The following is a 24439-nucleotide window of genomic DNA, read 5'->3' as shown; positions in this document are numbered from 1 at the left end:
TTTTCCTCTTTTCTTCCTTATATCTTTCTTTGTAATCCAGCTGCAGCGAGCACTTTTGTCGCTATTTCTTCAATGGAATACTTGGTTGAGTTGATATAGGGAATTTTTTCTCTTTGATACATCGTTTCAACTTCAGTTACTTCTAAACGACATTGTTCCGCGGAAGCATATTTACTGTTAGGCCTACGTTCAGAACGAATCTGTTGTAAACGCTGAGTATCTATAGTGAGTCCGAACAGTTTCTGTTTATAGGAACGAAGTACTTCCGGCAGCTTAAAACCCATGAGATCTTCTTCTGTGAAAGGATAATTTGCCGCTAAAATTCCATATTGCAATGCCATGTAAAGACAACTAGGTGTTTTACCGCAACGAGAAACTCCAATTAAAATAATATCTGCCTTCTCATAACCGCGTGTTTTTATCCCATCATCATGGGCTAAGGCAAAATCAACAGCTTCTATACGATGTGAATACGATTTGTCGTCCGCAACTCCGTGGGTTCGACCTACAGTGTAAGAGGATTTTTCAAGCAGCTCTGTTTCTAGAGGACCAATAAAGGTACTGAATAAATCAAAGACACATGCATTAGCTTTCTTGATATGCTGCCTGATTTCAGGATTGACCAATGTCATAAATACGAGAGGTCTGATTCCTTGCTCTTCAAAAGTTTGATTAATACGTAGAACGACAGTTTCTGCTTTTTGCACTGAATCAATGTAGGGGATGGTTTGTTTTTCAAATTCAATATTTTCAAATTGTGTGATTAGGCTATGGCCTAGTGTTTCAGCAGTAATACCAGTACCATCTGAAAGCATAAAAACATATCGTTTCATGGTTTACTTTTATTCAAATTAGTGAGCAATAGATTCATTGTAAACCAATTAATGTAAGTTCAACATAAAATAAGATTATTTTTAATAGTAGAGCTTGGAAAGAGGTCTATTGATGAGTATGAAACGTTTTTATTCTTGTAATAATGAAGATAATGATCGTAGAGTAACATAAGAGTATTTCTGGTTCTTATTTGTTGCTTATGAAACGACATCTGCGAGTGTACTTATTGGCCTTCATCTGCTATCTTTTATTTATCTCCTTGTTTTTTAAGATGAACTTATTTATGGAATGAATATTATGGAGCCTGATCGATATGAAAGTAATAACAAGTTGTATATTTTAGGAATTATTTGTCTAATCTCAGCTTTGTCGCTTTTTTTCTTTAGCTTGTATATTGCCCCTTTTTTAATTTGGCATTTAAATTATGAGGTTCCTGGCATTGTTACTATATTAGCTGCGAATTTTGAACAGCAATATAATATGAGTGAAGGCCAAGCGAATACCTTAGTATGGTTTATATTTTTTATACCTAGTTTAATTACAGGGTATATTGCCTATTATGTTTCGAATCGTATTGATAATCAGATTTATAAGGTAGGTGATGCGGGGAAAGAACAAGAAAGAAAAAACATCCCGCCACCAGTTACTAGAGACATTAGCGAGTCTGCAGGTTTAGCATTTAAAATTATATTTTTAATGGTTGCTATTGTAGCTATTATTCTTCTTTTACAACTACTCGTGCAGATATAGATACGATGGGAGTTTTCATGTTTAATATGACTAGATGGAAAATTAATAGGCTTATAAAAAAAATTAAAGCAATGCAAGCTAATCGTGTCCATAATCAGCCTGGAGATGAGGTTCTTAAAAGAGAAGTTTTGCACTATTTTGAATTAGCTGGCATCTATAAGAAGTTAATTCACAATAAAAAATACCCCTATGCAGAAGTTATGTTTATAGAGTGTTATAGAGCAGCGGCTAGTCTTGATGATTCTTCTGCGCATTTTCAGCTAGGGCAAATCTTTCTTGACGAGGCAAAATATCGGTTGAACTTGAATAAGGAAGGCATTTTTAATAGCGCGGAGAATCTCAACAGGTCGCAGAAGCTTTTTGAGGAAGCTTTAGTCCATTTATTAGCTGCTGAAAACTTAGGGCACATTGTTGCTAAAAGATTAAGAGGTCTTTGTTATATTAACGGATGGGGCGTTGTTGAGGATAAAAATGCAGGCTTTGAATTGGTAGTCTCCAGCATAGAGCAAGAAGGGAGTTGGGATAGGGTTCCTCAAATATTTGCAGCTATAGGTCTAAATAAGCCAGAGTTTTTTGCAGCCATTATGCAACGAAGAAAGGTCTAGATTATATAAAATGTGAGTGTTTTATATGAACCATCCTAAAGTAGGTATTGGGGTATTAATTTTTCAGGATACTAAAATATTGCTTGGGCAGCGAATAAAAAGCCATGGCCTTTCTACTTGGGGCCCCCCTGGTGGGCATTTGGAATATGGTGAGACTTTTGAAGAATGTGCCATACGCGAAACAAAGGAAGAAACGGGGTTAGTTATATCTAACCCAACAGTAATCGCGGTGACAAATGATGTATTTAAGGAAGAGCAGAAGCATTATGTTTCTATATTTTTACGGGCTAAATATCCTCAAGGCCAAATGGTAGAAAATTTAGAGCAAGATAAAGTCGCTTCATGGGAGTGGATTGATATTGATCTGCTTCCTGAAAATTTATTTTTACCTCTTAAAAATTTGTTGCAAGCAAAAGGAAGGGCTTTTTTTACTATGTCTTTCGATTCAGAGATGAACAGCATTACTGCTTCTTAAGAGTTACCTGCGAACCCTCTGTCATCCACCAGAGCGAAGAATTTCCTAAAGAAGGCATATATCATTTTTAAACTTACAAATGCCAAACCCTATGTAGCCTTGATGTAGTGCTGCAACAAGGCTACATAGATTATTTGGGGTAATTTCATCTAGGTGACTGATATCGATTATAATTACTCATTTAGCACCTTGCGCAATGCATTGAGATTAGCCTCCATTCTAAAAAATCGTTGCGGTTTGTCCAATAATCTCTGTAGCTGGGGTGCTATGGGTACTTTAACATGAATGATGGGTTCAATTATTTGATCAAATTTGCAAGGATCAGCCGTTGCAACGACAATCCATGGTTGTTTATCTAATTGATTTCTAGAGTAAAAAGCGGTTGCTGTATGGGGGCAGCTGATATAGCCGTATTGCTTATAAACATCACTTATAGTTTGGTTAATAATGCAATCATTAGCAGAAATGGATTGTACATTTTCTTTAAAAGAAGTAAATGAACTAAATAGGTGGTGTAATCGTTCTAAATTACTTGGATTACCTACATCCATGGCATTGGCTATAGTTTTTATGCTGGGGCGAGCTTGGTAAATACCACTATTTAAATAATCGGAAATCACTCGATTTGTATTAGTTGCTAAGACAATTGCTCTGATGGGAAATCCCATTGCTTTTGCCCAATAGGCTGCCGTTGCATTACCTAAGTTACCAGAAGGAATGATAAAGCCGGGTTTCTGCTGGTTATTTTTGTAAAACTGTAAGCTTGTATAAGCATAATAGGAAATTTGAGGTAATAATCTGCCTATATTAATGCTATTTGCGCTACTGAGTTCAGTGGATGATGAGCACAACGGATCTTGAAAAGCAGATTTAACCAGTTGTTGGCATTGATCAAAGTTTCCATTGACCGCAAAAGCAAAAATATTTTCTCTCCAACAGGTCATTTGCTGCTCCTGCTTCACTGAAACTTGACCTTCAGGGTAGAGAATAACCACTTTATAATTAGGTTTGCGATAAAATGCGCTTGCAACAGCGGAGCCCGTATCTCCTGATGTTGCTACCAGAATAGTTTTCTTTTTATTATTTGTGCCACTTAGGCATTCCGCTAAAAAAAGAGCACCGAAATCTTTAAAAGAACTGGTCGGGCCGTGAAAAAGCTCTAGTACAAAAGTGTTTTTATTGAGTTGTTTTAATGGAATAGGACTCTGAAAAGCTCGCTCGCAAATAGCCATTAAGGAATGCGCCAGCTCATCTGTTTTGAAGAAATCTTTTAATAAAACGTACGAAAATTCTGCGTAGGTCTTATTAGATAAAGCGAGAGGCTCGTCAATAATTGGCATCTGCTCGGGAAGAAACAAGCCCCCGTCGGAGGCTAATCCTTGCTGCATCGCTTCTGATAATGAAAGTGAATGTAAGTGATTGCGAGTACTTATATAGTTCATAAAATCTCCTCTACTACTCGAGCTCCATTTTTATTAATTGCTGATATCCAACAATCGGAATGGATGTTATTTTTTTGTAAACACAATTGCATGGCTTGGCTAATTTCTTTGGCCTTTACTGTTGTTCGAGCAAAAGCAAATAAGGATGGCCCAGATCCAGAAAAAGACATGCCTAGTGCTCCAGCTCGCATAGCAGATTCTTTAATTTCATAAAATTTAGGGACAAATTGCGCACGTTGAGCCTCAATAATTACATCATTCATCGCCTGTTTTAAGAGAGAATAATCTTGCTCATATAGTGCAGCTATGAATGAGGCAAGATAAGCGGATTGTTGCACATGACTTGCTAAGGATAGTTCTTTGTGCAGGGTTTTTCTTGCTTCACGGGTAGACACCTGCAGATGAGGATGGATTAACACACAATAGAGATCTGGAATAGGGAGATTAAGGATCTTCATTGGTTGCTGAGATTGAATTAATGTCAAACCACCAAAAAGGCAAGGAATGATATTATCAGCATGTGCTTCCCCACTGGCAACTTCCTCACCTAACAAGGCAAAGCGGGCTAAGTCGGAAAGAGGCAAAGGCAAGTATAAAAAGGCATTGCAGGCAACCAGGGCTGCGACTGCTGACGCCGCTGAGCCCCCCATGCCAGAGCACAATGGAATTCCTTTTTTGATATGGACAGAAAAACCATGTTCCAAATCTAAATCATGACAAAATTTCTGAAGAACCACCGATGCTGTATTTTTATCGCTAGTAAAAGGGAGTGACTGTTGTGAATCTATTGACTCTATAATTATTTTTTGATCATCACGTTTAGTCAATGTGACATAATCACCTATAGAATCAACTGCAAAACCCAAAATATCAAAGCCAACAGCAACGTTAGCACAGGTGGCTGGGGCAAATGCCTTAATGGATTGAATGGAATCTTTAATTTTTTTCATCAAAATGTCCTCTCTTTATAAGGCTGCCACTAGACGTAATAAATCAGAAAAAATGCCCGCAGCTGTAACTTCGGCGCCGGCTCCAGGTCCTTGAATAATCAGAGGGCGTGTACAATACCTTTTAGTGCGGAAAATAATCATATTATCGGTGCCTTCAAGTCTAGAAAAAGGATGTTCAGCAGGCAGATGTTCAATAGCAACTTTAAGAGTGCCATTTGTGTTGATAGTTCCTACGTAATGTAAACTCCGATTTTGTGAGCGTGCCTCTACTAACCAATGATTTATGGGGTGATCATAGGCTGGTAAACTAGCAATAAACTCCTCTACGGAACAGGTTTTTAATTCAGGAGGAACTAGGTCGTAGACGGCAACATCATCTAGAATCACTTCATGCCCCATTTCTCGCGCCAAGCAAACTAATTTGCGAGCTACATCCATACCGGAAAGATCTTCGCGCGGATCGGGTTCGGTAAAGCCAAGCTCTTTGGCCTCTTTTACTGCAACGGAAAAACTTTTACCTTTACCCATTTCATTAAAAATATAACTAAGAGTACCTGAGAAAATACCTGCTATTTCCTCAATGCGGTCTCCCGTTTTAATCAAATCTTGTAGTGTGCTAATTACTGGTAAACCAGCGCATACAGTCGCTTCGTAAAAATAATAATGATGATTTTTAGCCAGTGTTTGTAGCTTCTTATAATAGGTCAATTCACCGGCATTTGCGTGCTTATTAGGCGTAATAACATGTATTCCTTTTTCCATAAATCGCGGATAAAGCTGGGCAACCTGTTTGTTTGCAGTGCAGTCAATAATGACCGCATTAGGTATATTATTTGCAGTAATGTGTTGAACAAACTGTTCTAGATCAGATGGCACTGCTTGTTGAGCAAAGTGTTGTTGCCAATGGCTAAGATCAATTGCTTCATTGGAAAGCAACATTCTCTGACTATTCATAATGCCACGTACATCAAGGTTTATTTGATAAGTGCTGCATAATTGGGCTACGGCCTCATTCAATTGTTTTAATAAACTTTTGCCAACAGTACCAGGGCCAATTAGTCCTATGGATAGTGTTTTTCGTGATAGATAAAAGCTTGAGTGCACGGCTTGCATTGCTTTATCGGCATCGGTGTTTTTTATAATCAATGAGATATTGCGTTCGGATGAACCTTGTGAAATAGCTCGAATATTAATGTTTGCTTTCGCCAGAGCTGTGCTTAATTTACTTGTGATGCCAGGTGTTCCTACCATGTTATCTCCAACAATGGATAAAATAGAACACTCAGTATCTGCATAAATACTTTTAATATGTTTACGCTCAATATCTGAGAGCAAACGTTCTAATAATATTTCTTTTGATATAGTGACCAAGTGAGTTGGTACTGCAAAACAAAGAGAATGTTCTGAATTAGCTTGTGAGATAAAGAGAACGTGGATTTCATGGCGATATAGGATATCGAAGACACGAGATGCAATTCCAGAGGCGCTGATTAGTCCACTACCTTCTATATTAATTAAACCAATTGAGGTAATGCAACTTATTCCCTTAATCAATGCAACAGGAGATTTTGAATATTCTGAGATATAAGTCCCTTTTTGTTGAGGAGCAAAGCTGTTCTTTATGTAAAGCGGAATTTTTTGTTCTACAAGTGGAGCAATAGTCATAGGATGAAGCACCTTTGCACCAAAATAGGCTAATTCTAATGCTTCTTGATAAGTCAATGATTCAATAACAGTTGCTGAACGAACAAGATTCGGATCTGCTGTATAAATACCATCGACATCAGTCCATATAGTTAATGATTGGGCTTGGAATAAATTGGCAAAGATCGCTGCTGAAAAATCGCTACCATTACGCCCTAAAGTAGTTCTTTGTCCTTCTAATGTTGAGGCAATAAAGCCTGTAATAATTAATTGTTCAAAATCGACGTTTTTTAGATAGTTGTTTAAAGATGTTTTGCTTTTATGCCAATCAATAGCAATATTTCCTTCTTTTTCATAGACAAATAGAACTTTTGAAGCGTCTAAAAGCGCAACGTTCCTTTGTTGGCTAAGAAATTCTTTGAGAATCATTGCGGACCATAATTCACCATAGCCTAATAGAAGGTTTTGTGTTTGTTTGGAGTATTGGCCAGTTAGGTAGACGGCATATAAGATGTCCTGGATTTTAAAGAAATCATCCTGAATTATCCTGCTAATGCCGTTATTCTGATCATTTAAGGATAATTCATTGAGCAAGTCTAAATGTTTTTCTTTTAATTCATCCAGTATTTGCAGGTAGTTTAAACTGCTTTTCGCTTCATCCATTGTTGATTGTAATGCGGAAGTAACTCCTTGTATTGCCGAAGCCACGACGATCTCGTTTCCACTTAATAATGACTTAACTGCCATAAAACGTTCTGCATTGGCAAGACTGCTTCCTCCAAATTTATGAATGGAGTAGAAATGATTGTTGATCATGTTGAATCACCTAAATTTAGATAAAAATAGTGAGTACCAAGTGTTAAAAACACTAAGTAGTAAAATTTTTAGTTAATAGATAACTTAAAAATGAATTGCTTGAATTAAGCAGTGGTGGTCGAGGTCGAGGTAGCAGAAGAGAAGTTATTGTGGAACATAGCTAGTTTAAAATGAGACACCAAGGGTTGCAGTCGCTGCGGTTTATATAGAATACTCATATCTCTTCCTCCGAATTGATAATAAAACTCAATTTAACCTACCATTTTATGGTTTTTATGTCAATCATTATGTTTTAAAGAAAAGCATAATGATTTAGATATTTTGCATGCCGTGAGCAAGTCACGGCACGTAGGTGCTGGAGAATAATTGTATCACCATTTAGTTTTTATTTTGCGTTGAATTAAGTGAGGTGTCTTCTAGTGACTCATCAATTTTATCACCTAATTCTTGCGACTGAGTTTTTGCAAAGAAAAATGCTTGATTAAAAGATAGTTGTTTTTTATTAAGTGACGCATCAATAACATGTGCAGTTGCTTTAATAATTATGGCGATTAATCCTATCCCACTAAGAGCGAGTAATATATTGGCAACTATTGGTTTCCACTGTTCTCTATGTTGATGCATTACATCATCTTTATCATGTAGCGCCCCTTTAAAGTCAGCTTTAAATTGCTCAAATTGCTCTTGTGTTGGTGGGGTAGTGGATGATTTTAGCAGAAAATCCACTAATTTTTTATCGAGTTCTTTAGCAAGACTAATAGCCGTAGTTCCTTTGTCAGCGCCTATGCCTAAAAGTTTTTCTCCGTAATTCTCCATATTTTTTATGGCATTAAATAGCTTGGCAATTTCTGGTTTAGCTTTATATTGATCGATCGTATTCTGTTGTTCTTTGCACTGTTTTTCTTGCTCTAAACGTTGTTGCTTCTCTTTCTCTAATAAGCGCTGTTGTTCCAGCAGTTGTTTTTCTTTCTCTAGGCGTTGTTGTTTCTCTACTAATTCCGGTTGTTGTGTTATTTTCGATAAGGGTGTTGGAGTAATAATAATATTTTGAGGTGCATCATCCTTTGATGTACTTGATTGAGCTATTGGTTTATACGGATTGATAAATTTAAAACCTTCTCTTGAGAGTTGAATTATTTCATTGGGCTTATAAATATCGATAACGGGATTAGCATTAGGTGTGTCCACTTGTGTAGAAAAAACACGTATATCCGTTGGTGCCATACCAACTTCATTGGTAAATGTTAACTTCCCTTGCTCTATAGCACCTGTACCGAATCGATGCACTGGTTTAACACTGGCAATAATAGTAGTGCTGATCCCATGTTTAGCAAATTCTTTAGCCAACTTATGAGCAAAGCTGTTACCATTTTTTTGAGTATCCGCAGCCCCATAACAGATACTAAGTAGAATATTGATTTGATCGCCACTCTTTAATCCGGCTTCTAGTGCTGAGCTAACTATATCAATAGAGCCTCGCTCTCTTTGCTGCACAAATAGCATTTGATCTTTATTAAGATAATTTCCGGCTATCATATTGCCGTCAGGATTACCGTGTCCGGTGAGTACAAGCAATCCGTTATTTACTAAATGTCCTTCTAATACTTTATTCGCTTCAGCACGATTTCCTTCAGTCCTAACTACGACAAAAGGGGCGTGTAATGTTTGAGCTATTGCAAGTCCTGTATGGCCATCCCCACTTTTTTTTACAGAGGGATTGTCTCGAGCATATTCATCGACTTGTGTTGCATTTAATGCAATTACTTGTTGGTCTAAGCTTTGTATACTCATAACCGCGTTTTTTTGGGGCGGGTGTTGCTCTAATCGTGTTTTGAGTTGCTGCCACTTTAAAGTGGGTATATTGGCTACGTTGAGGTAGGCGCTCAATGTGCTAATTTCAGTCATAACCCCGTTCTCATAGTGACAAAATTTAAACTCTTCGTTCTCCGTTTTGGGGGGCACAATTAATAGATGAGAGTAAGTATCTCGATGTGGATCATATCTATCTAATGCAAAACATCCATCCACACTCGATTTACGAATAAGACAGGGGATTGATGGGGCTTTTTCTAAGTACTTTTGGCCATCAGTGCGATTGAAATCAAAATGAAAAACATCAGAAGGGATATCCAAACCTAAATTATTTATTGCATCAATTAATAACTCTTGATTTTTTTTTGTCATTTATTTCTCTCTCAATACTCTTTGATATATTTTATAGTAATATGAGTTGTATTGGTTCATTTTGTATGTAAAAAAATATAATAAATCTGAAAAGATATTCGTTAATATGGGTTTTTCCATCAATAAGTTGACTTTAGCCTAATTCGAATTGCCGACGAAAGTCAGCGTCCATCAATTGTTCAACATCAAATGGATACCGGCTTTCGCAGGCAATTCGAAAATGGTCAAAGTCGACTCAATAAGCAATCGGAGCTATCAGGAAAGTCAATTTATATTGATGGTGTTGAAAGTTCCAAAGAAATACATAATCCATCTGTAATAATAGAAATAAAATTTGCTATTTTTTTATTGTCACAATGAGTTAGCTTTTCTCTCATTTTTTTATTTTGTGCAGAATAAAATTCAGTGTGATTATTGTGTTCATAGCAATTAAGTAACCACTGAATATCTTTAGATGTTACAGGCGAGGAAAAAAGGGCGCTCAAGCGAGAAGGGGCTTTTAAAGTTTCGCCTTCCTCGGCTAACTGTGTGGCGACTTTTTTCCTTAATTGATTAAGGAGGCCCGGATTTGCTCTATTTTCTTGCAGAATTTTATACAAGGATATGGATTGATGGGGGTTCATTACTGCAATTAACCTGCTTTGTAAGTTTTTATCTAGAGTAATGAATAGAGTTAGGAATTTTTTGTCTCTTAACCAACACTCATCTTGAGCAACAATACATAGACGTAATAGATAAGCTCCAGTATCTTGCTTTAATTCATGTAAAAGGCTGAATTGTCTTAGCGCAGTAAAAAACTCAAGTAACGCATCTGGAGAGGGTCTATTGCTCTTGAGTTTTGCTCCCATTTGAAAAATAAATTGCTCGACTAGTCTACAAATTATAGGGGCTGGTTTAGGTGTAAAATGCTCAAATAAGCCTGTGGAACAAAAATCGATAGTACGTAATTGTTTGACTAATTCAGCACAAGTCATATCCTGGTGATTATTTCTGTACTCAAGGATTTTGGAGAGAGGGTTATGTGCCCCAAATAAACTGAATAACAATGGACTTAAGGCAAAAAAATCACTTTCTTCTGAATACCATCCATCTAATACTTCTAGGGCAAGATGTTCGGGTGTGCCTTGAGAGTCCTGTGCTCTTCCTACTATTGGTTTAGCATAATCAGGATCAAGGTAAAATGTATCAATTTTATATTTCTTTAGACCATCTACTTCTGTTTCCTTCACTCGAATTTTGACGTTTGTCCCTTTGACGTCACCATGCACAATAGAGTGACCACTGGTATTTCTATAATGATAATGATTGAGTCCAAGAATAAGTTGCCATGCAATGTCGGCCGCTTGAGCAAAGGTCAATAATTTTATTTTTGGGTTATCTTCGATATCAGGGAAGATATGGAATCCATCGATAAAGTCCATGATAAGGGCATCATGGCCATTAATCTCCAGAACTGCAATTTGAGAGGTATAAAATTGATAGGGGGATGGATGTTGATTCTTTTGATAAATTTTTATCGCTACAGGCTTGGATTCATCTATGTTGATTTCTTCTTTTTTGATACGTCTAGGCTTTAATTCTTCTTTATCTGTCTTTAATGTGCAAAGGTAACCCTTATAAACTGAGTTGCCTAATTCTTCTGAGTAATCGCTTGTGTAATAACAGATCGTTTCATCTTTTTGTTTTACTGGAAAAAGAATGTATGTCGTAGCTGGTGTGCTACCGTTCTCTTTATCTCCCATAGAGTCTAGCGCCTTATTTGAACGAAATGAGTCAGATTAACAAAACTGGATTTTATTATAACATTTTTTATCTAAAGGATATCTTTATGGGTTAAAAAAGCCCATTTTGTTTTATTTTGTCAAATACTATAATGAATATTGTCTCGTATTTAATACTTATATTAGCGTGATTATTTTACTCATCACAACATTGCTTTGCACTATTTTTACAAACTGCTTAATAGTTCCTTAATCTTAAAGGAATAAGGTTAAATTATAGAGATGTAGATCTGGTTGGATGCTAGCCTACTTTCTTTAACAAGCATCCGTATCATTAATCTATGTAAGGAAAATGATATGAAAACTATAAGCGATGTTAGTAAAACATTAAATGAAGACAAAAAACGTTTAGTAATTGAACGCTATCTTAGAGAAAAGTATAAAGAGCAATTTAATCCACTCTGGCTAAACACTACGGAAAATTATGCCAATCTTGCGGCAGCCATTGATTTTTTCCATCAACTCAACCTTGACCAAATCAACCTTGGAGCTATAGGTAGCGACAATATAGAAACTCAAAAAGATTATGCAGAGCAATTTAAAAGTCTAGTTACTTTGCTCGATAAGCTAGTTGTTTTTACTGGAGATAATCCACCGATAGCGACATCTTTTAAAGGTAAAGAAGCTATTTTAGAAAGCTTGAAGCTAAATCAAGCTATGGGCTCTCGTTCTTTGCGCGATATACATGCTCAAGTAAATAACCTTGGGGTAGCAGAGAAATTGTTAAATGAAGAATTAGGTCAAACAGAATGGTTAGGTGAAGTAGATTTAGAGCGTATGCTCATCAAGCTTGGTGTTAAAGACCGAACTCATATTACGCGATTAAACTCTGAAGATATCGGTATGATATTACATTTTGAGCGTATTAAGCATCATGGAGAGACTGAGCCGTATACTATTCCTCTATTACTTAATTGTGGCAGTAGCGGTTCTTTACGAAGCCAAGGCGCTCATTGGACTTATGCTACAGTCACTGTAAATCCTACTGCGAATTCAATTAGCATTGATTACCACGATTCAAGGCCTCTTAGTGAGGATGAAGAAGATATTTTAAGGGGTGCTATAGATTATACTGATGGGCAATATACGGCCTTTCCTGGATGTATAACAAAAGAGGTTAATGTTGAAACGGATGGGTTGCAAGATGATGGTTGGAGCTGTGGCTATAGAGCATTACGAGGTTTACTGGCTTCACCGCTGTTTCCAGTGGATGGTGGGGTAAACGCGGGACATGATTGGCTGAGATTAGTTAATACAAACATTGACTCTTATGAGCTGCGGAATTCTGTCTATCAAATTCTGCTTAGTGATTTGCACGTTGACGAAGACTACTTTATTGCAATGAATCTTGATAGAGAAATGTTAAAGGAGTCTTCTAAAGGATATGAGTTAGATAGCGAGTTTACACAACATTATCTAGAACTTTTAACGCAAGCTAAGAAAAAAAATGAGCTGATAACAACCGAGCTTTTTACAACAGAATATAATGAAATAATAAAACAATTATCAGGTAAAAAAATAGATACAGAACGACTAGATAGTTTAAAGCGATTGAATGAGGGAATGAAAGACGTACAAGGCAATAAGTCTTTGTCATCTGATGCAAAAATTATTGCACTCTTAGATGTTTTTGCTAATGAGTACGCGTTAATTCAAAATACTAGTGGCGGTTCAAATAGTGGGTTAGGTAAATTTATAAAAAGTTTCTGTGAAGAGCAATTTGGGGTAGAGTTAAGTAAGGACAAAAAATATCGTTTAAAATCAGATGGATTAATGATGCGTATTTTCAATGCTCAAAACAGTACCCTATCTAAAACAGTTGAAGAGGAAAGCTTGCTTCCACCCACTGTAAAAAAAGTTACACTAGAGCCCAAAAGAGTATCACAAAGTGCTCCCCTCGTAGAAAGGACAGTAACTGTAAAACCTAACGTATCTCCTTCTGTGGATAGCATTAGATCGGATGGAGTCGAATTGGGTACAAAAATGCTACGTAAGAAAAGCGCATTATCCCGAGTAGGAACTATGTTTGGGAATCAGCAATTTTGTTATGCTGAAAAACCTGGTGGAGTAGAACCAGGATTTAGAGCTGTAGACCTGAATGAAGAGTTTTTTATAGAGCTCGATAAAATTTTATCCGATGAAAATTTATTATTAGAAAGCACCCAATTTTCCACAGAAGATAAATCACCCTATGCTCGATTAAAAGTGGCTCTTGCCAAAGAAGATTTGCCTGGTAAGCAAAGAATATTTGCCAGATTTATCAACTTTCGTGCAGGAAGTCCACATGAAATAGGTAATTTAAATAACGGGATTACCTGGCTTTGCCAAGAGGTTAAAGGAGCTGTTGATAAAAATAAAAAATTAAGTGCTTGGATGTATAAGCTTGATTATGCTGAAGGAGAAAAAGATAGGCTCAAAGGTAATAAAGAGGCTCTTAGAGAGTTTGTTGGTACTCGCTTTGCAGGGATATTTAGCTCAAAAAATCAAAATCAAGAAGTAGCTTGGGTTCGTGGTCCAAAGGGTTTTCATGCTGTATTAGCTTGTGGCTGGAAACAAGGATTGGTGCCATTGAAAAATTTTCTTTACGGCGGTAATGAGCCTGATTACAGCGGTGTTTTGGTTGATGATAAAAGTGCTCCCAATAAATACTCTAAATACATTCCTGGATTAGGTAGAAACTTAATTCTTGGCGTTGCTATTGGTGACCGAGATGGTATGGGAAAAGAAGCCCAGAATAAAGGTATTGCTGATGGTGCATTTTATGGTTTTGATTATGGAAAAACTTATGATGGTGAAGGGGTATGCGCAACAGTTCAAGATGATTTTTCTTTTGAAGATAAGTATGCAAAATATCCCGCTGTGTTCAGAGGTTCTCAATTCTATGGATTAGCTCGTCATTATATGTACAGAAATTATAGCGTTTTCTATGATACTGATTTGTCTGAACGAATGTTTGGTCTTCATTTAATGAGGAAAATGATTACTGGAGAAAATCCGAGTGAAGATATAATCAAAAGTTATCCTGGTTTAAGGCATGAATTAAATCGTATTCAGGAGTCAACTCCATCACCTAAGGAACTATTGAATCAGTTGACTCAGATCAGAACCAATTGTAAAGATGGAAGCGCCGAACAACGATTGGTTGATACTTATATGATGCAGATTAGTTCGGGTAAATTGTCTCATTTTGATCGTTATTTTGCCCAGATCAAAATAGAGATCATAGAAGAGGCCATAAAAAATAATATGCCTTATTCTGACATCGACGAGTACATGACTTTTATTGATGGAATGTCTGTAACCGCAGCTAAAAATAATCAGGCAATTTTAAATGTTTTTGAGCAACGTGCATTATTGACAAGACAAGAAATCGATTTAATTGATAGATTGGAAAAAATTTACTCTCCTACTTCTGCGATGTCACCCGATGGAACCGTTTTTCTTAATACATTGCGCTTCGATCCTCTCAGCTCTCGAATACCATTTCAATTAAAAAGAGAACTTGACGGGACTTATACTTTAAGTACTAGTAAGTCTATGAATGCCCAACAATTAGGAGATGATTTTGAAATTGACTGGGTTCGAAAAGACGAAGGACTCAGTTGCAATGTCACTCCCAAACAGTTGATAAAAATAATGGATCTTGCTGAAACGAAATATCACGAAAAACGTAATGATTTGTTGGTAAAACCTACTTATTATTATGAAACCTTGCCCCGTATTATTTCATTAATGAATGAATATAATCCTTCTGAAGCATTCAATGTAGGTCTTGGCTTTGCATGGCTTAGTAATGGTAGTTTATCACTTAGAATCGTGCCTAAAACAGAGCAACAAGTAATCCTGATGCAGGAACTCTTTGGGAAGGTATCTACTATCAATGAAGCTGAAATAGTTGAAGTGCCTCCAGAAAGCCTTAACGAATTTAGATGTATGATAGAAGAAGCTTATGATGAAATGCTACAAATTCAATTGAAGGGTAAAACTAAAGAGGTTTCAACAGATCATCGTCATTCTGGGGTTGAACTTGAAATGACGTCAGTTCAAGGTAGCAAATGGGATGAGTTGCATAGAGAATGCAATGAGACAACCGCCATATCGATGTCGCAAATAATTGGAAAAGAGGCAAATAAACTAATTAAGCGATATGAAGGTTTAGTATCTGGAACAACTTTTACGCAAATAAAAGATGCTATTGGAGAAATATCTGATATTAACCTTATTCAAAAACTTCTTACCTATAATGATAAAACGTTAACTGATGTAGAAAACATTAACGCAATAGTTGAAGAGAGAATCGGGGATGTTAACGTTGTTGAAGAAGAATTAGTGGTTACTCATGATAATTCATCAACACAAACTGAGAAAGTTAATTCAAATCTAAGTTTATTGTAGATTTGATGTATGTAAATTAAGTTTAAATTAGTTGACACTAGATTCTTAAGTGGTCTACGTATATAGTCATCAAATTCGAAAATGACCAAAGTCGACAAACTAATATAACTTTAAATAGGGCAAAGCGTTATGGTTGATTTTAAAATAGGCGAGCAAGTATGGATCATCAATTTTGAAGTTGAGGATGATTTTTATTTGTTGTCCAAACAAACAATTACCGATCTTTTAGAAGAGCAGGTGGAGTGCGAAGATGAATTTAATACCTTCCATGTATCCTATGAAGATGTCTATAGATCAAAATCAGAAGCTTTAAATGTGATGATTAGTAAACTCCAAGAGCTAAGCGCCGAGTGTGAGGCAATTGGATAGTTACACTGGTGGGACTATCATTTAGCGACATAAAAAGCATTTCCATCCCTTTTATGTAGAACTCACTTTTAGACAAATTACCGGCGAAAGCCGGTATCTTGATGCTATTAAATATTTTATGGATGCCGACCTTCGTCGGCAATTTGAATGTGGCGGAAAATTGTTTCGTCGACAATGTTAATACCTTGATTATGCTGCGCTGCGGCAATGCCACACAAACAATCCAATATGGTGGCTCGTTGCCAACCTATAGTTGCGTTAGTCCTCCATCAACAAATAGTTCACAACCTGTAACATAAGACGATTCTGGGGCTAGAAGAAAAGCAACTACAGCAGCTACTTCATCGGGTGTACCAAAACGTTTCATCGGATTGGCTTGGGTGATATTCTCAATAAGTTGGGGAAGCATATCTGTTGGCATATCCTTTTCTTTATACCATAAAGGAGTTTCTATAGGCCCAGGGCTTACGGCGTTAACACGGATTTTTTTATCTACAAGAGTTGCTGCAAAAGTACGAGCCATAGATCTCACTGCAGCCTTTGTTGCGCTGTACACAGAGGAAATAGGGGAGCCACGGCTTCCAGCAACAGAGGCATTAAGCACAATAGATGCGCCGTCAGCCAAAAGGGGGATCGCTTTTTGCAATGTAAAAAAGACGCCTTTAACATTGATGTTCATTAATCTATCAAAGTCTTCTTCGGTAACGGCGTCAATTGGTTTCATAATGGCAATTCCTGCGTTAGCAAAAAGCCCATCAAGCGTACCAATTTCCCTTTTTATATATGAGTAGAGTGTATCAAGAGCGCTAAGATTGCTAGCATCAGAAACAACATAGCTCGATTTTTTACCGAGACTTTTGACAGCAGAGTGCAAATTGTTTTCATTACGTCCAGTAATAACAACATTACCTCCCTCATCAGTGATGCGTTTGGCTACAGAAAAACCGATTCCACTACTTCCACCGGTGATCAAAACAGTTTTATCAGTAAATCTCATCTCAGCTCTCCTAATAACAGTAGTTTAATTTTAATAACTTATCTTAAGTTATTGTTGGTTGCACTTAATTGCTCATCAGATAAAATTATAGAGTGAGTTGTCGATGTCGCTATTAGTTTCCCATCTTTTGTTTTAGCTTCGGCTCTCATGACAAGTAACGATTTTGATTTAGACACTAATTCCGCACGTACGTCTATGTATTCGTCCTTAGCGGTAAAGGGACGAATAAAGGTTGTACTTAATTCTATAGTAACGACTGGCCTAGAGGCCGCCATGTAAGACAGTGGTCCATAGGTATCATCAAAGACAGCACTTAAAAAACCACCATGAAAAGTACCTATAGGATTAATAAAGCGAGTATCAAACTTAAATCTGGCGGTAAGCATTTTTCCAAAATCAATATCGACGTAAGTTGTTCCCAGAGTTAGATTGGACTGAGGAGGCATTTCTAAAGAAATATTAGAAGAAGAGAATAATGCCGCCATTTCTCGCATATTTTTCATTACTTGTTCATGTACTGTCATTATGCCCCCATTCGTTTTAATAACATTGACGTATTAATGCCGCCAAATCCAAAACTATTATTCATTATAATGTTAGAGCGGAAATTAGCTTCTGCTTTACTCGGGGATCTGAAGAGAAACTCAGGGGATATATTATCGAGATTAAACGCCGGTGGTAAAAACTCTTTAACTAACATTAAAGAACAAAAAGCTGTTTCTATAGCGCCAGCAGCACCACAAGCATGGCCTGTAAGACTTTTAGTGCTTGATACTCGGGTTTCAGGCATTTGTTCCTCAAAGATACGCTCCATGGCTAAGGCTTCTACTTTATCTCCTAGCATAGTACTTGTTGCATGTGCATTAACATAATCAATTTGCGATACGTTAATTGCTGCATCACCAATTGCTTCTTTCATCGCAAGGTATGCTCCTTCACCATGAGGTTCTGGTTCTGTGATGTGGTAACCATCAGAAGCCAAGCCGAAACCAATAATTTCAGCATAGATTTTGGCATTACGCTTCATAGCAGAATCTAGTGATTCAAGAATAAATGTTGCGGCTCCTTCACCAAGAACAAAACCATCACGTTCTTGATCAAAGGGTCGGGAGGCTAAAGCAGGTTCTTCATTACGACGAGAAAGAGCGCGAGCTGCCGAGAAACCGCTAATGCTCAGTGGAGTAATAGGGGCTTCGGCACCACCTGCTATCCATATTTCACGACGGCCTGATTGAATTTCTCTGAACGCTTGCCCTATAGCTTGGGAGCCACTAGCACAAGCAGATGAAATGGCGTAATTGGCTCCTTTTGTACCATAACGAATGCTCACTTGACCACTGGCAAGATTTGCTAAGATAGAGGGGATTAAAAAAGGACTAACTCGTTTTGCTCCCGAACTCTCCATTGCTAATGTCGCCTCTTCGATGGTATAGAGGCCACCAAGACCAACGCCAATTGCCACACCAGCATCACGAAGCAGTTCTAAGGAAATACCTGAATCATTAACTGCTAGATCCGTAGCTGCTAAACACATATGGATAAATCTATCATTGCGACGAATTTCTTTGGGATCTAAAAAAAGTTCGGGTTTGAACTGAGTCGCTTCACCCGCGAATTTTACAGGAAGTTTCTCTGTATCAAAATGAGTAATTAATTTAACACCACTTGTTGATTCTCTAAGAGATTTTTCTATCTCATCAAGAGTTACCCCAATAGGGGTAATGGCACCAATACCGGTGATGACAACGCGTTTTTTAGAAAAATTCATTTTTGTTTCCTTTGTGAGGCTTCTGTTGTTGCAGTCATTAAAAAATCTAAAGTTTGTTGTTTTATTGCCCTTATTTGCTCTGGGACTCCTGAAATACGAGCACTTAATTGGGCTCCCAGTACAGCGGCAAGGACAAACTGTGTCAGTTCCGTACTGGATTTATCTATTCTAAAAACATCAGCTTTTTGTCCTTTTTCAATAATATTTATTAGCCACAAAAAACGTGACGTGTATAAACGAGTTAACGCCGACTGCATTCCTGGAGGCAAAGAATTTAAATCAGCACCAACTGCTGATAAGGGACATATTTTTCTTGAGTCTATCGAAAACTCATAGCACACTTCAAAAATCGCACCAATTTGTGCGTCTGGAGCAAAAATGTCGATTGTTTTCGCCCATTCCGCAAAAGATAAACGATGCTCTTCAATGAGACATACTCCTAGGTCTTCTTTTGATTTAAAATGAACGTAAAGACTTTGCTTTTTGATATGCAGAGTATCGGCCAGATGCTGAAAACTAAAGCCATTGTAGCCTACTTCTTGGAGCAGTTTTCTTGCTTCCTCTAAAGCACGCGTTTTTGTATTACCTAATCTCATCGCTGAGTTTCCTCTATGTTCCAATCCTGACATGGGGTAATTTTTTCCTGCCATATGGTAGGAATTATAGTGTTATAGTTTTTGTTTTGCAATAAAATGGATACCGGCTTTCGCCGGTAATTCGTCTAAAATGAGTTCGACATAAAGGGCTTGGAACTGTGTTTTATATGGCTAAAGGAACGTTATCACGTAAAGCGAGCCGCATTTATATGGGATCTACTTCTAAATAAAAGAGGCTCGGTATAAAGAATACGTTATTTTTTAAGAGCATTATTAACGGATTCCTCAAGATTACTCACTTTTTCTGCTGAATCCGTTTTCGCTGTAAATAGCATAAATTTCCCTGTCGCAAGATAGGAAATACCAACAGAACAAATCACGGCCAACAAATTAATAAGAACTTCTCCCACTTTCTTTAATTTCCAACCGCGGAATTTTTCTAATTCATCAAGATTGTTGTTTATTGCTATTTGGGAGTCATCTTTTAACTTTTGTTCGTTGATGGTTCCTTTTTCATATTGTTTCACAAGCTTATCAACCGCATTATAGATATTTTGTGCTGCTTGTTCTGCTTCAATATAACCGTCTTGTCTGAGTTCAGTGGTTTTAGATGCTAAAATTGCTAATTGCGCATTAATTTTCGCCACTTTTTCTTTATCAGCAACATTCTCTTTTTTACGAGTTTGCTCATTGTCTTGCTTATGACATTTTTCTTCGCCTCTAAGTTGTTTTTCTATACGCTCGTCTAAGGTTACTGTCGGTGAAAATGTGTAGACTGTGGCACTCTTCGCATGATTTGTATGTAATTTGTCACTAATGTGATTTGCCATTTCATCAGCACTGTCGGTATCGGATAATATGCCTGTAGCAGAATCATAGCTATAGTAAACATTTCCTCTTTTTGCTACAGAAATAGTATGTCCTTCCGTTCTAATAGTGATACCCTGTGAGTTTAATGCATTAATAACCGCGAGGAATTGCTCTCTTAACGGAGGTTTTTTTTCATTGGGTACTAGTTTTCTCAGTTGCTCTTCTGTGATTGTTTCCCAATCAATAGGTTTTGCATTTGGATGTCTAGATCTAATTGCTTGCTCAATAGCATCTACCGCCTCACCATTAAACATCATAAAAAGATCCACTGAGCCAACAGTTGCTCTATTTTGGAGCAAGTCTTTTATATCTATATTCTGAGCAGGGGCCGATAGCTCTCTACTAGTGGGTTGGGCAAATTGTTCTGAAAAGTATCGTTCATAGGCATCATCTTCCAAGACCCCCGCACCATCAACAGAATTAGAAAAATCCTTTCTGTAGTGGTTTTGAAAATCAATGTGTGCTTTCCTTATTCTTTCTTTCATATCGGTGTCATTTGTGGCACTAAAAACAGCACCAACGACTGCAATACTAATCAAAGTACATGCATTTACAGTTTGTGGATTAGATAGCTTGGTGTGTTGCATAGTTATAAGCCAAAGTGGTTTTAATTAAGTTTATTTTAAGTGAATATTATTAAGATAGTATTAAGAAACGTCATTATTTATTTTTAAATATGTTTATTTTTAATCACTTAATTAATTAGTTTTTATAACAGAAATCTTTAGACACGACAAAAAATTTTCATTAAGATAGGGCATCATTATGGACGAAAATTTTCTTTGGAGAGGCTAGGGTGCCTAAAAAATGATTATCCTTCCATACGCTCTAACAATTCCCACATTAACTATTGCTCAGTTAACTCACTTAATTTGATAAGAGTCCGTAGTCATTAATTAAGGATAAGATGTTCTAGTACACCTAGATAAGGAGAGCTAGATAGATGAAACATAATAAAGGATTTTTTTTTCCAATTATCAGTATTATTGTTGCATTGTTCGTTTTAAATCCATTATATGCGGCCTCTAACTTTAAGATCACACCATTAGCGGGGACGACTCTACCCACTGAGGTGCTTAAGGGTGGTTCGATTATGGCTTATTTCACTGTTACTAATTTAACTAATAGCACTCGTAATGGGTATGCTGTGGTTGGTTTACCTCAAACGGTATCACAGTCAACAAATGATGCAGTAGTGGCTAATTTATGCAGCAATCCTATTAATTTGTCAGCTAAGGCCAATTGCATTTTGAAGTTAGTTATCAATGGCCCAGTGAGTAGCAACTTTGCTATTTGTAATGGCATGAATTGTACCATTGCACCGACACTCAACGTTATAGTAAATAGTAAATCTTGTGATCCTATCTACGGTCCAATGACTTTGTTAAATGGGATTGAAGAAACAGTATTTAATTATCTAACAGATAGTTGTCCTGTTGTAACCGGTGGAGATTATGCTGATGTTCCAGTACGCCCATTTATTGGTGCCAATAATGGTGTATTATGGTTTGCTAGTAACTCTCAGGGATATTTCAAAACAGACGGGGTATCGGTGAGCCAGGGTGCGGCAGATATTCTTGCTCTAATGACTCGTGCGCGTGACAGCAATGGCCAGTGTATTACTTGGGTGGTTAGTCCGGGGCAAGGCAATGTTAATCCAATAGACGCGTACAATAATGAATTGTGGATGACCGTCCCTTATACCCCAGATGGACAAAATGTTTATTCACTAATTCATAATGAATATCACCCTCTTCCTGTTAATGTTAATAATGAATACGGAAATATCGTTGCTGCTAAATCATCAGATGGAGGGAATACCTTTCAGCTCATTCAGAGCTCGGCTAATTATAATATGCCTGTCATTGTTTCTCCTTATCCTTATCAAAATACTGCAGACAATAATAATATGACGGGTGTTGCTGGCATGTTTGCACAAAGCAATATAATAAAATGGGGTAATTATTATTATATTCTGGTCAATCAAGACCTGAGCATTTTAAATGCCAATGCGCCACCTGGAGGTGTTTGTATTTATCGTACTAATAATATAGCAGATCCTCGTTCATGGTTAGGATTTGATGGACTACAGTACAGTGTTCCATTAGTTCCTCGCTATCCTTCTCCTCCATTTGCTAATCCAGAGCAATATTTATGTCATGAAATTTTGCCAGTTTTTTATCGTTTTTCTTGGAGCTATAACGTAAAGCTCAATAAGTTTATTATTATAGGCATTGATACAAACTATCTTCAGGCTGATGGAAGCAGGGTAGAGGCTTTTATTTATACTTTAGCAGATCTTGATCCAATTACTGGTATTCTTACTCCCGCCACTAATACTGGCAATACGTATAAGGAGTACTTTATTAGACAAATTACTTGGTTGGATCAGTGGAGTACTCTACGTACTGTGTTGGGACAATCCTATCCCAGCTTATTGGATCCTACCAGTCAGCAAATTAGCAACAATTATGGCCCTCGTTTAGTAACTGATGATCATAGTTTCCAATACAGCAATTCTTCACCCTATATCTATTACACTTTATTGTTTCCTCAGAACGAGAATTTGGGTCGTAATCGAAATGTAGTACGACAAGCTCTAAAAGTAGAAAATTGCGTTCCTTAATCTGTTATATAATATAACCCTCAAATGCATTAAGTTTTTGAGGGGTTATTTTCTCCAATAATTGCAATCATAGGTTACAATTTAATATAAACGTATATTAAAAAATATAAGCCGAGTCCATTGAGTTAAGATTATAGAGTTTACGATAAAGAATAAATTGTCTGATTGATGAAAAGGGGATGGTTATGATGCAAACTACAGAAGTAATTTGGCACAATGGTGAGTTTATTCCCTGGGCAGACGCAAAAATTCACGTATTATCCCACACGTTACATTATGGTGGTGGAGCGTTTGAAGGGATTAGGTTTTACAAAGCACCAAAAGGTCCTGCAATTTTTCGTTTAAATGATCATGTTGAGCGTTTTTTCTATTCAATGGCGGTTTTAAAAATGAATCTTCCTTATTCTAAGGAAGAAGTAACGACAGCAATTACAGCAGTGGTTTCTAAAAATAAACTAGACTCAGGTTATATTCGTCCGCTTGCATTCTATGGTTACGGTAAAATGGGAGTTAATCCCGTAGGAAATCCTGTTGATTTGATTATTGCTTGTTGGCCATGGGGGGCTTATCATCCTCATGAAAGTATTGATGTCAAAACGAGCAGTTATATTCGTATACATCCCGAGTCAACAGTGGTTGATGCTAAGATTTGCGGCCATTATGTTAATAGTATATTAGCCTCCTTAGAACTACAGGGAACACATTACCATGAAGCGTTATTGCTAGATAGTAGTGGATATATTGCTGAAGGAGTTGGTGAAAATTTTTTTATGGTAAAAGACGGGGTAATTTATACTCCGACTTTAGGAAAGATTCTTTCAGGCATTACTCGTGATACAGTAATAAAATTAGCGCGTACCTTGAGTTTTAGTGTCATTGAAACGGATATTTCCCTTTATGATGCGTATCAAGCTGACGAAGCCTTTTTTACTGGTACCGCTGCAGAGATAACACCTATCCGCTCAATTAATGATAAGCGACTGGGTAAAAATGATGTCGGAACAGTCACTGCTGTGATAAAAAAAGGCTACATGGATTTAGTACAAGGACTGAGCGATGATGTAATGCATTATTTGACTTATGTATAGTAATACGAGCGTTCAGAATAGGTGGCCTTGATGCAGCGTTAGCGTAATCAAGGAATCTACTCTACACATCCAGAATGCCCGACAGTTACTGCTTAAAATGCTTCATAAAAATATTAATAATTTGTTTTTCCAAATAAGCTTTGGCCGTTAAAGAGCTTATTTCTACTAGTTTCTTTCCTATATTGCTAATCCTTCTTTCTTTAGCAATCATCCATCCGCATAGAAATGCAGGTATGAGTAACATAAGCC

Annotated in this window: 19 protein-coding genes; 7 read left to right on the top strand and 12 right to left on the bottom strand. The window is 37.0% G+C overall.

Annotated elements, in window-relative coordinates; translation table 11 throughout:
* Positions 1-17 precede the first annotated feature (17 nt).
* Positions 18-833, bottom strand: a complete 816-nt coding sequence (gene ppsR / locus LFA_RS07095) for a posphoenolpyruvate synthetase regulatory kinase/phosphorylase PpsR (RefSeq protein WP_045095568.1) — start codon at positions 831-833, stop codon at positions 18-20.
* Between the two features lie 298 nt (positions 834-1131).
* Between ppsR and LFA_RS07090 the strand changes: the two genes are divergently transcribed.
* From LFA_RS07090 to LFA_RS07080, 3 genes are read left to right on the top strand one after another with little or no spacing between them, the layout of a single operon-like run.
* Positions 1132-1584, top strand: coding sequence for a hypothetical protein (locus LFA_RS07090; RefSeq protein WP_045095567.1), 453 nt, complete (start codon positions 1132-1134; stop codon positions 1582-1584).
* A 17-nt stretch (positions 1585-1601) separates the two neighbouring features.
* A complete protein-coding gene (locus tag LFA_RS07085) occupies positions 1602-2189 on the top strand; it encodes an SEL1-like repeat protein (protein WP_045095566.1) in 588 nt (195 codons plus the stop codon).
* Positions 2190-2214: 25 nt separating this feature from the next.
* Positions 2215-2664 carry a nucleotide triphosphate diphosphatase NUDT15 gene (locus LFA_RS07080; RefSeq protein WP_045095565.1) on the top strand — a complete coding sequence of 150 codons (450 nt, stop codon included), beginning with the start codon at positions 2215-2217 and terminating at the stop codon, positions 2662-2664.
* A gap of 173 nt (positions 2665-2837) precedes the next feature.
* Here LFA_RS07080 and thrC read toward each other — a convergent pair whose 3' ends face one another.
* The 5 genes from thrC to LFA_RS07055 form a co-directional block, all read right to left on the bottom strand.
* Positions 2838-4106 carry a threonine synthase gene (thrC, locus tag LFA_RS07075; RefSeq protein ID WP_045095564.1) on the bottom strand — a complete coding sequence of 423 codons (1269 nt, stop codon included), beginning with the start codon at positions 4104-4106 and terminating at the stop codon, positions 2838-2840.
* On the bottom strand, positions 4103-5056 hold the full coding sequence (locus LFA_RS07070; protein ID WP_045095563.1) for a homoserine kinase: 954 nt from the start codon (positions 5054-5056) through the stop codon (positions 4103-4105). The genes thrC and LFA_RS07070 overlap by 4 nt, the downstream gene beginning before the upstream one ends.
* 15 nt (positions 5057-5071) lie before the next feature.
* Positions 5072-7516, bottom strand: a complete 2445-nt coding sequence (gene thrA / locus LFA_RS07065; RefSeq protein WP_045095562.1) for a bifunctional aspartate kinase/homoserine dehydrogenase I — start codon at positions 7514-7516, stop codon at positions 5072-5074.
* 378 nt (positions 7517-7894) lie between these two features.
* A complete protein-coding gene (locus LFA_RS07060; RefSeq protein WP_045095561.1) occupies positions 7895-9700 on the bottom strand; it encodes a hypothetical protein in 1806 nt (601 codons plus the stop codon).
* 269 nt (positions 9701-9969) lie between these two features.
* The gene (locus tag LFA_RS07055) at positions 9970-11442 is read right to left on the bottom strand and encodes a protein kinase domain-containing protein (RefSeq protein WP_045095560.1); all 1473 of its coding nucleotides are present in this window, start codon (positions 11440-11442) and stop codon (positions 9970-9972) included.
* Between the two features lie 336 nt (positions 11443-11778).
* On the opposite strand from LFA_RS07055, the gene LFA_RS07050 reads away from it, so the two are divergent.
* Together LFA_RS07050 and LFA_RS07045 are read left to right on the top strand one after the other, a co-directional pair.
* A complete protein-coding gene (locus tag LFA_RS07050) occupies positions 11779-15876 on the top strand; it encodes a hypothetical protein (protein WP_045095559.1) in 4098 nt (1365 codons plus the stop codon).
* Positions 15877-16005: 129 nt separating this feature from the next.
* Positions 16006-16245 (top strand): hypothetical protein, encoded by a 240-nt coding sequence (locus LFA_RS07045; RefSeq protein WP_045095558.1) that lies wholly within the window; start codon positions 16006-16008, stop codon positions 16243-16245.
* A gap of 247 nt (positions 16246-16492) precedes the next feature.
* On the opposite strand, the gene LFA_RS07040 is transcribed toward LFA_RS07045, so the two are convergent.
* From LFA_RS07040 to LFA_RS07020, 5 genes are all read right to left on the bottom strand, one after another.
* Entirely contained in the window at positions 16493-17242 is a 750-nt protein-coding gene (locus LFA_RS07040; protein ID WP_045095557.1) for an SDR family oxidoreductase, read from the bottom strand.
* 38 nt (positions 17243-17280) lie between these two features.
* Positions 17281-17766 carry a PaaI family thioesterase gene (locus LFA_RS07035; RefSeq protein WP_045095556.1) on the bottom strand — a complete coding sequence of 162 codons (486 nt, stop codon included), beginning with the start codon at positions 17764-17766 and terminating at the stop codon, positions 17281-17283.
* Positions 17766-19010: a beta-ketoacyl-ACP synthase II gene (fabF, locus tag LFA_RS07030; RefSeq protein ID WP_045095555.1), complete on the bottom strand. Its 1245-nt coding sequence runs from the start codon at positions 19008-19010 to the stop codon at positions 17766-17768. Before fabF ends, LFA_RS07035 begins: the two co-directional genes overlap by 1 nt.
* A complete protein-coding gene (locus LFA_RS07025; RefSeq protein WP_045095554.1) occupies positions 19007-19639 on the bottom strand; it encodes a TetR/AcrR family transcriptional regulator in 633 nt (210 codons plus the stop codon). The genes fabF and LFA_RS07025 overlap by 4 nt, the downstream gene beginning before the upstream one ends.
* Positions 19640-19860: 221 nt before the next feature.
* Complete coding sequence (locus LFA_RS07020) at positions 19861-21063, bottom strand: hypothetical protein (protein ID WP_045095553.1); 1203 nt, start codon at positions 21061-21063, stop codon at positions 19861-19863.
* Positions 21064-21419: 356 nt separating this feature from the next.
* On the opposite strand from LFA_RS07020, the gene LFA_RS07015 reads away from it, so the two are divergent.
* Together LFA_RS07015 and LFA_RS07010 are read left to right on the top strand one after the other, a co-directional pair.
* Positions 21420-23102: a hypothetical protein gene (locus LFA_RS07015; RefSeq protein WP_045095552.1), complete on the top strand. Its 1683-nt coding sequence runs from the start codon at positions 21420-21422 to the stop codon at positions 23100-23102.
* Positions 23103-23287: 185 nt separating this feature from the next.
* A complete protein-coding gene (locus LFA_RS07010; RefSeq protein WP_084602133.1) occupies positions 23288-24190 on the top strand; it encodes a branched-chain amino acid transaminase in 903 nt (300 codons plus the stop codon).
* An 85-nt stretch (positions 24191-24275) separates the two neighbouring features.
* On the opposite strand, the gene LFA_RS07005 is transcribed toward LFA_RS07010, so the two are convergent.
* Positions 24276-24434, bottom strand: coding sequence for a hypothetical protein (locus LFA_RS07005; protein WP_157010307.1), 159 nt, complete (start codon positions 24432-24434; stop codon positions 24276-24278).
* Positions 24435-24439: the final 5 nt, after the last annotated feature.

The sequence above is a fragment of the Legionella fallonii LLAP-10 genome, assembly GCF_000953135.1.
Lineage (GTDB): Bacteria > Pseudomonadota > Gammaproteobacteria > Legionellales > Legionellaceae > Legionella > Legionella fallonii.
This window is presented reverse-complemented; position numbering and strand designations above follow the sequence as displayed.

What these genes read in the sequence shown, in the direction of transcription:
- fabF (WP_045095555.1), bottom strand. Translation starts at nt 19,010, where the DNA reads ATGAATTTTTCTAAAAAACGCGTTGTCATCACCGGTATTGGTGCCATT.
- LFA_RS07015 (WP_045095552.1), top strand. Translation starts at nt 21,420, where the DNA reads ATGAAACATAATAAAGGATTTTTTTTTCCAATTATCAGTATTATTGTT.
- LFA_RS07005 (WP_157010307.1), bottom strand. Translation starts at nt 24,434, where the DNA reads ATGTTACTCATACCTGCATTTCTATGCGGATGGATGATTGCTAAAGAA.
- LFA_RS07020 (WP_045095553.1), bottom strand. Translation starts at nt 21,063, where the DNA reads ATGCAACACACCAAGCTATCTAATCCACAAACTGTAAATGCATGTACT.
- LFA_RS07025 (WP_045095554.1), bottom strand. Translation starts at nt 19,639, where the DNA reads ATGTCAGGATTGGAACATAGAGGAAACTCAGCGATGAGATTAGGTAAT.
- LFA_RS07080 (WP_045095565.1), top strand. Translation starts at nt 2,215, where the DNA reads ATGAACCATCCTAAAGTAGGTATTGGGGTATTAATTTTTCAGGATACT.
- LFA_RS07085 (WP_045095566.1), top strand. Translation starts at nt 1,602, where the DNA reads ATGTTTAATATGACTAGATGGAAAATTAATAGGCTTATAAAAAAAATT.
- LFA_RS07060 (WP_045095561.1), bottom strand. Translation starts at nt 9,700, where the DNA reads ATGACAAAAAAAAATCAAGAGTTATTAATTGATGCAATAAATAATTTA.
- LFA_RS07090 (WP_045095567.1), top strand. Translation starts at nt 1,132, where the DNA reads ATGGAGCCTGATCGATATGAAAGTAATAACAAGTTGTATATTTTAGGA.
- LFA_RS07010 (WP_084602133.1), top strand. Translation starts at nt 23,288, where the DNA reads ATGATGCAAACTACAGAAGTAATTTGGCACAATGGTGAGTTTATTCCC.
- LFA_RS07050 (WP_045095559.1), top strand. Translation starts at nt 11,779, where the DNA reads ATGAAAACTATAAGCGATGTTAGTAAAACATTAAATGAAGACAAAAAA.
- LFA_RS07070 (WP_045095563.1), bottom strand. Translation starts at nt 5,056, where the DNA reads ATGAAAAAAATTAAAGATTCCATTCAATCCATTAAGGCATTTGCCCCA.
- thrC (WP_045095564.1), bottom strand. Translation starts at nt 4,106, where the DNA reads ATGAACTATATAAGTACTCGCAATCACTTACATTCACTTTCATTATCA.
- LFA_RS07045 (WP_045095558.1), top strand. Translation starts at nt 16,006, where the DNA reads ATGGTTGATTTTAAAATAGGCGAGCAAGTATGGATCATCAATTTTGAA.
- LFA_RS07040 (WP_045095557.1), bottom strand. Translation starts at nt 17,242, where the DNA reads ATGAGATTTACTGATAAAACTGTTTTGATCACCGGTGGAAGTAGTGGA.
- LFA_RS07035 (WP_045095556.1), bottom strand. Translation starts at nt 17,766, where the DNA reads ATGACAGTACATGAACAAGTAATGAAAAATATGCGAGAAATGGCGGCA.
- ppsR (WP_045095568.1), bottom strand. Translation starts at nt 833, where the DNA reads ATGAAACGATATGTTTTTATGCTTTCAGATGGTACTGGTATTACTGCT.
- LFA_RS07055 (WP_045095560.1), bottom strand. Translation starts at nt 11,442, where the DNA reads ATGGGAGATAAAGAGAACGGTAGCACACCAGCTACGACATACATTCTT.
- thrA (WP_045095562.1), bottom strand. Translation starts at nt 7,516, where the DNA reads ATGATCAACAATCATTTCTACTCCATTCATAAATTTGGAGGAAGCAGT.